This is a genomic window from Citrobacter sp. Cpo148, from assembly GCF_030332375.1.
In the GTDB taxonomy this organism is placed as follows: domain Bacteria; phylum Pseudomonadota; class Gammaproteobacteria; order Enterobacterales; family Enterobacteriaceae; genus Citrobacter; species Citrobacter portucalensis.
On the sequence record NZ_JAOWHY010000049.1, the window covers coordinates 146,580 to 157,655 of the forward strand.

Annotated in this window: 9 protein-coding genes; all 9 read right to left on the reverse strand. The window is 53.1% G+C overall.

Going from position 1 to position 11,076, the window contains the following annotated elements; genetic code table 11:
• Positions 1–26: 26 nt before the first annotated feature.
• Positions 27–1,568: a peptide MFS transporter gene (locus OGY10_RS20940; RefSeq protein WP_003835166.1), complete on the reverse strand. Its 1,542-nt coding sequence runs from the start codon at positions 1,566–1,568 to the stop codon at positions 27–29.
• A 300-nt stretch (positions 1,569–1,868) separates the two neighbouring features.
• Positions 1,869–3,341: a ribosome biogenesis GTPase Der gene (gene der / locus OGY10_RS20945; protein ID WP_003835168.1), complete on the reverse strand. Its 1,473-nt coding sequence runs from the start codon at positions 3,339–3,341 to the stop codon at positions 1,869–1,871.
• 118 nt (positions 3,342–3,459) lie between these two features.
• A complete protein-coding gene (gene bamB, locus OGY10_RS20950; RefSeq protein ID WP_008785453.1) occupies positions 3,460–4,638 on the reverse strand; it encodes an outer membrane protein assembly factor BamB in 1,179 nt (392 codons plus the stop codon).
• Positions 4,639–4,648: 10 nt separating this feature from the next.
• The gene (locus OGY10_RS20955; protein WP_003835172.1) at positions 4,649–5,269 is read right to left on the reverse strand and encodes a YfgM family protein; all 621 of its coding nucleotides are present in this window, start codon (positions 5,267–5,269) and stop codon (positions 4,649–4,651) included.
• 13 nt (positions 5,270–5,282) lie between these two features.
• Positions 5,283–6,557 (reverse strand): histidine--tRNA ligase, encoded by a 1,275-nt coding sequence (gene hisS / locus OGY10_RS20960; protein WP_003835173.1) that lies wholly within the window; start codon positions 6,555–6,557, stop codon positions 5,283–5,285.
• A 110-nt stretch (positions 6,558–6,667) separates the two neighbouring features.
• The gene (ispG, locus tag OGY10_RS20965; RefSeq protein ID WP_003037720.1) at positions 6,668–7,786 is read right to left on the reverse strand and encodes a flavodoxin-dependent (E)-4-hydroxy-3-methylbut-2-enyl-diphosphate synthase; all 1,119 of its coding nucleotides are present in this window, start codon (positions 7,784–7,786) and stop codon (positions 6,668–6,670) included.
• A 26-nt stretch (positions 7,787–7,812) separates the two neighbouring features.
• Positions 7,813–8,811: a cytoskeleton protein RodZ gene (rodZ, locus tag OGY10_RS20970; protein WP_008785454.1), complete on the reverse strand. Its 999-nt coding sequence runs from the start codon at positions 8,809–8,811 to the stop codon at positions 7,813–7,815.
• A gap of 283 nt (positions 8,812–9,094) precedes the next feature.
• Positions 9,095–10,261 (reverse strand): dual-specificity RNA methyltransferase RlmN, encoded by a 1,167-nt coding sequence (gene rlmN, locus OGY10_RS20975; protein ID WP_008785455.1) that lies wholly within the window; start codon positions 10,259–10,261, stop codon positions 9,095–9,097.
• A gap of 251 nt (positions 10,262–10,512) precedes the next feature.
• On the reverse strand, positions 10,513–10,944 hold the full coding sequence (ndk, locus tag OGY10_RS20980) for a nucleoside-diphosphate kinase (protein WP_003037710.1): 432 nt from the start codon (positions 10,942–10,944) through the stop codon (positions 10,513–10,515).
• Positions 10,945–11,076: the final 132 nt, after the last annotated feature.

Here is an 11,076-nt window from a genome sequence, read left to right on the forward strand (position 1 = left end):
TCTGCCCCGGCACAATCGAGGTGTTATCAGGCGCTAGTAGCCGGTTTAGTTTGCGTATTCTCCAGCATGCGACGGATCGGCACAATGAGGACGATCAGTACCGCAGCGCAGATAAGCAACGCAATCGAGCAGCGAGCGAAGAGATCCGGCAGCATATCCAGTTGGTCGGCCTTCACATGACCACCAATCAGGCCTGCGGCCAGGTTACCCAGCGCACTGGCGCAGAACCACAGGCCCATCATCTGCCCGCGCATTCTTTCCGGGGCCAGCAGCGTCATGGTCGCCAGACCGATCGGGCTCAGGCACAGCTCACCAAGCGTCAGCATCAGGATACTGCCCACCAGCCAGAATGGGGAGACGCCTGCGCCACCGTTACTGAGAACGTTTTGCGCTGCCAGCATCATCAGACCAAAGCCTGCAGCGGCACAGAGAATACCGATAACGAACTTGGTGATGCTGCTCGGGCGAATATTCATGCTCGCCAGTTTCGGCCACGCCCAGCTGAATACCGGTGCCAGTAGAATGATAAACAGTGCGTTTATCGATTGGAACCAGACCGCCGGGATTTCAAAATCGCCGATCATACGGTTAGTGTAGTCGTTAGCGAACAGGTTGAACGAGGTTGGCTTCTGCTCAAATGCAGACCAGAAGAACGCGGCGGAAACCAGCAGGATAAAGCAGACCAGCAGTCTGGCGCGCTCTTTTCGGTTCAGACCAGCAAAGACAAACAGGTAGATAAAATAAAGCGCGACGGAGGCGGCAATCACATACACCAGCATACTGGCAACCGCGACCGGATTTATCACAATCACGCCCTGCGCAATCAGCGTAACGATAACAGCTACGCCGACGGCCAGCGCCAGCAGCCATGCGCCCACACCGTTACGTTTCACTACCGGGCTGTTCCAGGTTGAGTCCAGACCCACTTCGCTGTCATAACGTTTCATCGATGGAACGGCAAACACGCGGAAGATGATCAACGCCACCAGCATCCCGATACCACCGATGCCAAAGCCCCAGTGCCAACCGTGGGATTTAATCAGCCAGCCGGAGATCAGCGGCGCGATAAACGATCCCATATTGATGCCCATATAGAACAGCGAGAAACCGCCGTCGCGACGCGCATCGCCTTTTTTATACAGCGTGCCAACCATCACTGAGATACAGGTCTTAAACAGACCGGAACCGAGCACGATAAACATCAGGCCGATAAAGAACAGGTTGTTCCCCATAATGGCCGAGAGCGCGATCGACAAGTGACCGAGCGCAATCAAAATGGAACCGTACCACACCGCTTTCTGTTGGCCGAGCCAGTTATCCGCCAGCCAGCCACCAGGCAACGCGGCGAGATACATCGTACCGGCAAAGATACCCACAATCGCCGAGGCATTTTCACGCGCCAGCCCCATGCCGCCGTCATAAACGGTAGCAGCCATAAACAGGATCAGTAACGGGCGAATGCCGTAAAACGAGAAGCGCTCCCACATCTCTGTGAAGAACAGCGAGCCGAGCGGGTAAGGATGACCGAAGAAAGTTCGGCTTTCTTTTTGATTAACAGAGGATTGCATAATTCTCCCGAAAGTTATGTCGTCGTGCGTGTAAACACCGCGATGTACGCCAGCCAGTTACGTATCTGACCGATTTTTTACATGCGGCGAAAAGTTATTTAACCATTTGATAACCTAAGGCTAGTTTTGTCTAGTACCAGCCCCCGGACTTTAAGATGAAAACTCGACAAATGTCTACTTTCTTAGATTTAAACTTGGCAAAAAACGAATAGTGATTGACTTTACACAGGGGGAGATCAGCAATGGGCAGACGAAAAAAAACCCGCGACAAGCGCGGGTTTTTATCTGCATCAGCAACAGTTACTTGCTTTTTTTGATGTGCTTAATCAGACGCTTACGCTTACGCATCTGAGTCGGCGTTAATGTATTACGTTTGTTCGCAAACGGGTTCTCCCCTTCTTTGAACTGAATACGGATCGGCGTCCCCATTACGTCCAAAGACTTGCGGAAATAGTTCATCAGATAGCGCTTGTAGGAATCCGGCAGGTCTTTGACCTGGTTGCCGTGAATCACCACGATTGGCGGGTTATAACCACCGGCATGGGCATATTTCAGCTTCACACGACGACCACGCACCAGAGGCGGCTGATGATCTTCTACTGCCATGGTCATGATGCGCGTCAGCATCGCGGTGCTCACGCGACGTGTAGAGCTATCGTATGCTTCACGGACCGATTCAAACAGGTTACCCACGCCGCTACCGTGCAGAGCTGAGATAAAGTGTACGCGCGCAAAATCAATAAAGCCCAGACGGAAGTCCAGCGTCTCTTTGACCTGCTCTTTTACTTCCTGCGTCAGGCCATCCCACTTGTTCACAACGATAACAAGTGAGCGCCCACTATTGAGGATAAAGCCCAGCAGCGACAGGTCCTGATCGGAAATCCCTTCACGCGCGTCAATCACCAGCATCACAACGTTGGCATCTTCAATTGCCTGCAGCGTTTTGATTACTGAGAATTTTTCTACCGCTTCGGTAATTTTGCCGCGCTTACGCACGCCCGCGGTATCGATGAGCACATATTCGCGTTCATCGCGCTGCATCGGAATATAAATACTGTCACGCGTGGTTCCCGGCATGTCGTAAACCACCACGCGGTCTTCGCCGAGAATACGGTTAGTAAGCGTGGACTTACCTACGTTCGGACGGCCGACGATTGCCAGTTTAATCGGCAAATCCTGCGGGTTGAAATCGTCCTCAGGCTCTTCTTCGCCGTTTTCTTTGGCTTCAAGCTGCGCCCAGTATTCTGCGTCTTCATCCACTTCTTCCTGAGGAGCAACGTCATCCATCCACGGCAGCAGAACATGCTCCAGCAGGCTGAGAACACCACGACCATGGGACGCCGCAATCGGATAAATTTCACCCAGACCCAATGAGTAGAAATCAACAACCGCCTGGTCAGGATCGAGTCCGTCAGTTTTGTTGGCGACCAGGAACGTCGGTTTCTGGCGCGAACGCAGGTGTTTAGCAATAGCTTCATCCGCTGGCATCAGGCCAGCACGCGCATCCACCATGAACAGCACAACGTCTGCTTCTTCGATAGCCAACAGCGACTGTTCCGCCATACGGGTTTCAACACCGTCTTCGGTGCCATCAATACCGCCGGTATCAATACAGATAAACTCACGGCCTTCAATTTCCGCACGACCGTACTTACGGTCACGAGTCAGACCCGGGAAATCCGCAACCAGCGCATCTCGGGTGCGAGTTAGACGGTTAAATAACGTGGATTTGCCAACGTTAGGGCGCCCGACAAGCGCGACCACAGGTACCATGTTTAAAGCCTCATTTAAAAAATCATCAGACAACGGGCACATTTTTTGCCCCGTTGTTAAAAACAGTAAAACGGCCCCTGCACCAGGAGCCGTTTTTCAAAGCGAGCGGCCGGGACGATTAACGCGTAATAGAGTACAGCGTACCGTCTTTCGCCTGGATCAGCAGTTTACCATCAGCAGAGACCGGCTCGGTCAGGAAACCTGAGCTGTCGACTTTCTGCTGGGCAACAAAACGACCATCGTCAACGTTAATCCAGTGCAGGTAGCCTTCGCTATCACCGACGACCAGATTGCCATTATACAATACCGGGGACGTCAGCAGACGGTGCAGCAGATCGCTTTGCGTCCACAGCGTCACGCCGCCATCGGTGGTCAGCGCCAGTACGCGGTCATTCTGGTCAACCAGGTAGATACGGTTACCGTCGACGATGAAATCATTCACCGAGCCCAGTTCGCGTTTCCACATAATCTGACCGCTGCGCAGATCCAGCGCCGTCAGGTTACCATTATAAGCCAGCGCGTAAACAACGCCATTGACGATAACCGGCGTGGTATCAACGTCGCTCAGACGATCGATTTCCGTTGGGCCTGTCGCCTGTGAGATACGCTGCTGCCAAATCATCTGGCCTTGCTGCATCAGCACGGCGCTCACGCGACCGTTATCACCGCCGACAATAGCTGCGCCAAAGGCGGTTGCCGGAGCGGATTCACCACGCAGAGACAGGGAAGGCATGTCGAGGTTAACGGTCCATTTGATGGCGCCATCAGCTTCGTTTAATGCCTGCAACTGGCCGTTGCTGGTGTGGATCAAAACAACGCCATCGCTCACAACAGGACGAGACAGCGCTTCACCGGCGACTTTCGTCTGCCATGCGGTGGTACCGTCGCTGGTATTCAACGCATAAACCTGTGCTTTTTCGCTGCCAATGTAAACATGTCCGCCGGACACGGTTACACCGCCAGAAAGCTGTGCAGATGCACGGGAGAACCAGCCGTCTTTCTCCCCCAGATTCACAGACCAGACTTCTTTACCGTCGCCTGCGTTCAATGCTTTCACTACACCAGCGCGATCGGCTGCATAGACAACGTTATCCGCCAGCGCAGGGTGAAGATTGGAATAGAAATCACCAATACCGTTACCTACGGAGGTGCTCCATTCCGTAGACGGAGTAAACTGGTTTTCAACCACCGGTAATGGGGACATCTTAACGACATCTTCTTCGCCACTAAACAGTGAACAGCCGCTCAATAGGGTAACGGAAAGCAGCCCTGGCAGAAGTAATTTACGCAATTGCATCGGGTCCCTCTCAGATGGACAAATTATTGATTTTCATCTGCATCATTTCGCTCAGAGCAGGAGAGGCATCGCTTTTCACACCCGCTTCCCATGCGCTACGCGCACCTTGTTTGTCGCCTTTGCTCAGCAACGCTTCACCGCGCAGATCGGCAACAATGGCCGTCCACCCTTCACCTTTAATGGTGTCGAGTGTTTTCAGCGCGGTATCAGCCTGTTTAAGCTGAACCTGAACACGAGCCAGACGCAGGTTAATCACCGCTTTGAGATTTTCATCGCTGGTCGCAGCCAAGCCCTGTTGCAGCTGACTTGCGGCTTTCTCAAGTTCATTTTGGTCAACAAACTGCTGCGCAAGTTCCAGTGAAGCTAGCGCGCCGTAGGTATTTTTATTCTCTGCAGCAAATTTCTCAGCGGCAGGAATGCTGTCCGGTTTACCCGCGCTAACCGCAGTCACCGTATTTTGATATGCCAAAGAAGCAGAGCGTGCGGACTCCGTCTGATGGCTGGTCCAGTAACGCCAACCAACCAGCGCGCCAACCCCTAAAATGATCCCAACAGCCAGCGCCTTGCCGTTTTCAGCAAAGAAGCGTTTTACCGCATCAACCTGGTCGTGTTCGTTCTCGTAAATTTCCACGCTGTCCTTCTCCTTAGCCCAGTAAAGTGCGCAAATGCGCGGCAACGCTATCCTGCGCTACTGCCGTTTGCTCACCAGAGCGCAAATCCTTCACTACAACAGTACCGTCAGCCACTTCGGACTCGCCCAGTACCAGTGCAACGCGGGCGCCCCACTTATCGGCACGGGCAAACTGTTTCTTAAAGTTGCCGCCACCGTGGTTTGTCATCAGTTTCACACCAGGAACTTCATCGCGCAGACGTTCTGCAAGCGTCATTGCCGCCGACTGCGTGTCCGCCCCTGAAGCGACCAGGTATATATCGACAACAGGATCTGCGTTAAATTCCGGATTAACTGCCTGAACTAACAAAACAAGTCGTTCCAGCCCCATAGCAAAGCCCACGGCTGGCGTTGCACGACCGCCAAGTTGCTCTACCAGACCGTCGTAACGACCACCGGCACACACGGTGCCCTGAGAGCCCAGGCTGCTGGTGACCCACTCAAATACGGTGCGGTTGTAGTAATCAAGACCACGAACCAGACGCTGATTGACGGTGTAGGCAATGCCTGCGGATTCCAGCAGTTTGCACAAGCCCGCGAAGTGCTCGCGAGAGTCGTCATCAAGATAGTCGCCCAGTGCAGGCGCGTCGTTGAGCAGCGCCTGTACTTCCGGGTTTTTGGAGTCGAGAACGCGCAGCGGATTGGTGTACATACGACGCTTGCAGTCTTCGTCCAGTTTCTCTTTATGCAGTTCCAGGTAGGCGACCAACGCATCACGGTAGTTAGCGCGGGCTTCAAGCGAACCGATTGAGTTCAGCTCAAGGCTAACATGCTGAGAAATACCCAGCGCGCGCCACCAGCGAGCGGTCAGCATAATCAGCTCCGCATCGATGTCCGGGCCTTGCAGGCCAAATACTTCGACACCCAACTGATGGAATTGACGATAGCGTCCTTTCTGCGGACGTTCGTGGCGGAACATCGGCCCGATATACCACAGACGCTGTTCCTGATTGTACAGGAGACCATGTTCGATGCCGGCGCGTACGCAGCCCGCAGTCCCTTCAGGACGCAACGTCAGGCTGTCGCCATTACGGTCCTCAAAGGTATACATCTCTTTTTCAACCACGTCGGTGACTTCACCGATCGCGCGTTTGAATAACGGGGTCTGCTCTACAATCGGCAAGCGGATTTCACTGTAACCGTAGCTACCGAGCACGTTTTTGAGAGTGCCTTCAATGCGCTGCCAGATGGCGGTTTCGCCAGGCAGATAATCGTTCATGCCGCGAATGGCTTGAATGTTTTTTGCCACGTTTATTCTCTTTATGAATATAAAAATGAACCCTCAGCGCTAACCCGAACAATGCGGGCGCCATGCGGGTTCAATCATACACGGGAAGCACGCCGCTTCCCATCACGTTGTTATTTTTCAAGCTGCTGCACGTCGATACGACGCGCTTCGTCCAGAATACTCGCTTTAGCGCGGATGCGGGCTTCAAGCTGCGTAATCATGTCGTCGTTATCGAGTCTGTCCTTACGCACGCCGTCTTCATACAGGCCGCTTTTCTTGTTACCGCCCGTCACGCCCAGCGTAGAAACCAGCGCTTCACCAGGACCGTTTACCACGCAACCGATGATCGAAACGTCCATTGGCGTAATGATATCTTCCAGGCGTTGCTCCAGCGCGTTAACCGTACCAATAACGTCAAACTCCTGACGCGAACAGGTTGGGCAAGCGATGAAGTTGATCCCGCGCGCGCGAATGCGCAGCGATTTCAGGATATCGAAACCCACTTTGATCTCTTCCACCGGATCGGCTGCCAGAGAAACACGCAGCGTATCGCCGATCCCTTCAGATAACAGCAGGCCAAGGCCGATCGCGGACTTCACCGAACCACTACGCAGGCCACCGGCTTCGGTGATCCCCAGATGCAGCGGTTGATCGATCTGTTTCGCCAGCAGGCGATAGGATTCTACGGCGAGGAAAACGTCAGACGCTTTAACACTGACTTTGAATTGATCGAAGTTCAGACGATCGAGGTGATCCACATGGCGCATAGCGGATTCCAGCAGCGCCTGCGGCGTCGGTTCACCGTATTTTTCCTGCAGATCTTTTTCCAGCGATCCGGCGTTGACGCCGATACGGATAGGAATATTTTTATCACGAGCGCAATCCACCACCATGCGAATACGCTCTTCACTGCCGATATTACCTGGGTTAATACGCAGGCAATCAACACCGTATTCCGCTACCTTCAGCGCGATACGATAGTCGAAGTGAATATCGGCAACCAGCGGGACGTTAACCTGCTGTTTGATAAGCTTGAACGCTTCTGCGGCATCCATTGTCGGTACAGAGACACGAACAATGTCTGCGCCTACGCGTTCCAGCGCTTTAATCTGATTAACCGTCGCTTCCACATCCGTGGTACGCGTGTTAGTCATAGACTGTACGGCGATGGGCGCACCATCGCCGATCGGCACGTTCCCAACGTAAATGCGTGTCGATTTTCTACGTTGAATTGGAGCCTGGTTATGCATTAAAAAATCTCCCGCATTGCCGTCTGTTACTGAGCCGGTGATTGTTCGGCATTAACGGTCAGACGCGCAACCTGGTTAGTTCTGATAAAACGACTCAGATCGACAGGTTTACCCTGGAACTGAATCTGCACTGCCGCCGGGGCGCCAATTTTCAGTTTGTACGGCGCTTGACCGGTCAGGTTTAGATTGCCGTCTTTACGCTGCATCCCGCTGAACAGTTTTTTACCGGTCGCATCGGTTACTTCCAGCCAGCAATCGGCGGTAAAGTTCATCACCAGCGCGTTAGGATCGGCTACAGGTGTAGTCACACCTGCCTGATCGGTCGGCAGAGGAGCCGCTGTAGCTGGCGCTGTTGGCGCTGCGGTTGCGGTATCGACGTTAGCCTGAGATGGGGCAACAACGGCGTTCTGTTGCGCATCAGCGGCGGGTGCCGGGGTCGCAGCAACGTCTGGCGTTGGCGCTGCGTCCGCTACCGCACCATCGTCAGGAGCCGGAGGGGTATCCTGCCCTGCTGCTGCGCTGGTATCTAACGGTACGTTCTGCGCACCCTCTTTACCGGCATTCAGCTCAGCAGAGGATTGATCGGCCATGGTGGTGATCTCTTCCTGCTGTGCTTTATGGTTCTGCCACCACCAGGCGCCTGTCAGTCCGACAACGACAAACAGTACCAGCCAGGTAAAGGTCATTAACCAGCCGTCGCGTTTCTTACGACGTTTGCCGAGCGAGAAGCTCTGCATCGGTGCGACTTTAGCTGGTCGAATCGGAGCCTGTTTTTCCAGCCCTGGCAACAGTTCTTCTTCAGGAATATGCACCAGACGCGCATAAGAACGGATATACCCGCGCAGGAATGTTGAAGCAAGATCGGCTGGCGCCTTATCCTCTTCAATATCGCGTACCGTGGAGACCTTCAGGCAAAGTCGCTCCGCGACTGCCTGCTGGCTGAATCCGAGTTGTTCACGGGCATTGCGCAGACGAACGCCGGTGGATAGTGTTTCATTTTTGTCGTGCGTGGCTTCAGTATTCATTCGCTACAGCTGCGTAAATTTGGGTTCTGATGCCGGCGAGCCACAATGCTCACCCACACCGCGAAACATCTGGTCAGTTAACCTTCGTCAGACAGTATAAAACGGTCAGACTATCAATGACAAAACGGCGTAAACCTGAGGGCTAAACACTTGTTACGCCGTTACATACTGCCTTAAAGTCGACAAAAACGCACCGTTATTATTGACCTGACGACGACAACAAAAAACCTCATATGGCTTACGTTGCACTACGGTACAGGAATTATACCGTAGTGCGCCAACATCAAACGGTCTTAATCTCGATAGCGTCGCCCTGCATACGCTTACGCAGAGTACGCTTGGTACGGTCGATAACGTCGCCCGCCAGCTGACCGCAGGCTGCATCGATGTCATCACCACGTGTTTTACGCACGATGGTAGTGAAACCATAGCTCATCAACACTTTGGAGAAACGATCGATACGGCTGTTAGAACTACGGCCATACGGCGCGCCCGGGAACGGGTTCCACGGGATCAGGTTGATCTTACACGGCGTATCTTTCAGCAGTTCTGCCAGCTGATGCGCGTGTTCAGTGCCATCATTGATGTGATCTAACATCACATACTCAATGGTTACACGACCCTGGTTAGCGTTGGACTTCTCCAGATAACGACGAACCGCGCCAAGGAATGTTTCGATATTGTACTTTTTGTTGATAGGTACAATTTCGTCACGAATTTCATCGTTCGGCGCATGCAGAGAAATCGCCAGCGCGACGTCAATCATATCACCCAGCTTATCCAGCGCAGGGACAACGCCTGAGGTGGAGAGCGTGACGCGACGCTTGGACAGCCCAAAACCGAAGTCATCAAGCATGATTTCCATCGCCGGAACCACGTTGGTCAGGTTGAGCAGCGGCTCGCCCATCCCCATCATCACCACGTTGGTAATAGGACGCACGCCCGTAGCCTTTACCGCACCAACGATCTTCGCCGCGCGCCAGACCTGGCCAATGATCTCAGATACCCGCAGGTTACGGTTAAAGCCCTGTTGCGCCGTAGAGCAGAATTTACACTCTAATGCGCACCCGACCTGTGAAGAAACACACAGGGTCGCACGATCGTCTTCCGGGATATACACCGTTTCAACGCGCTGATCGCCAACCGCGATAGCCCATTTGATCGTACCGTCAGAAGAACGCTGCTCTTCCACCACTTCCGGGGCGCGAATTTCAGCCACTTCTTTCAGCTTGTTACGCAGCACCTTGTTGATGTCAGTCATGTCATCAAAGTTGTCGCTGCAATAGTGGTACATCCACTTCATGACCTGATCGGCACGAAACGGTTTTTCGCCCATCTCTTTGAAGAATTCGCGCATTTGCTGACGGTTCAGATCCAGCAGGTTAATTTTTCCATTTTTATTTGGAACCGCAGGAATGACGACTTCAGAGGTGTTAACTAATTCAGACATAATTTTTTCCGGCCTCGTTGTTACACGTTGTGGCCCGTGGAGGGTTAAAAAGAAACGCCCCGGCAAGCGATCTGCTCTTCCGGGGCGTTGCATTGTACAAAGTCTGGCGCAGGGATGCCACGTTTGCACGAAGCATTAGCGAAAATAATATGTAAAGGAAGATCGTAGGCCTGATAAGACGCATCAGCATCGCCATCAGGCAAAGCAGAGCCGGATGCGCAAATGCTTATCCGGCCTACCCCACGAGCTTATTAGCGAGTGCGCGGGCAAACCTCACCTTCACCAAAGAAATAGGCAATTTCGCGCGCCGCTGACTCAACGGAGTCGGAACCGTGAGTACCGTTCTCGGTGAAGCTGTCAGCATAGTCTGCACGCAGAGTACCGGCCAGCGCATTCGCCGGGTTGGTTGCGCCCAGCAGATCGCGATGACGCTGTACGGCATTTTCGCTTTCCAGAACAGAAACAACGATCGGACCGGAGGTCATGAATTCAACCAGACCGTCAAAGAACGGTTTGCCATCGTGCTCAGCATAGAAGCCACGTGCCTGCTCAACGGTCAGGTGCAGCATTTTAGTGCCGACAATTTTGAACCCTGCTGCTTCAAAGCGCGCAAAGATGCTCCCAATAACGTTTTTTGCCACCGCGTTTGGTTTGATGATGGAAAAAGTACGTTCAATAGCCATGATAACCTCTGTAATGTGTTCTGTTGTTGTCTATATAGATGTACGACCTGGCGCGGATTATAAAGAGCATCCCGGCAATTGACTATTGATGAAGGTAACATTTCTTTAAAATAAGATGAATTTTAGCAACAA

What these genes read in the sequence shown, in the direction of transcription:
- OGY10_RS20940 (WP_003835166.1), bottom strand. Translation starts at nt 1,568, where the DNA reads ATGCAATCCTCTGTTAATCAAAAAGAAAGCCGAACTTTCTTCGGTCAT.
- der (WP_003835168.1), bottom strand. Translation starts at nt 3,341, where the DNA reads ATGGTACCTGTGGTCGCGCTTGTCGGGCGCCCTAACGTTGGCAAATCC.
- bamB (WP_008785453.1), bottom strand. Translation starts at nt 4,638, where the DNA reads ATGCAATTGCGTAAATTACTTCTGCCAGGGCTGCTTTCCGTTACCCTA.
- ispG (WP_003037720.1), bottom strand. Translation starts at nt 7,786, where the DNA reads ATGCATAACCAGGCTCCAATTCAACGTAGAAAATCGACACGCATTTAC.
- rodZ (WP_008785454.1), bottom strand. Translation starts at nt 8,811, where the DNA reads ATGAATACTGAAGCCACGCACGACAAAAATGAAACACTATCCACCGGC.
- rlmN (WP_008785455.1), bottom strand. Translation starts at nt 10,261, where the DNA reads ATGTCTGAATTAGTTAACACCTCTGAAGTCGTCATTCCTGCGGTTCCA.
- ndk (WP_003037710.1), bottom strand. Translation starts at nt 10,944, where the DNA reads ATGGCTATTGAACGTACTTTTTCCATCATCAAACCAAACGCGGTGGCA.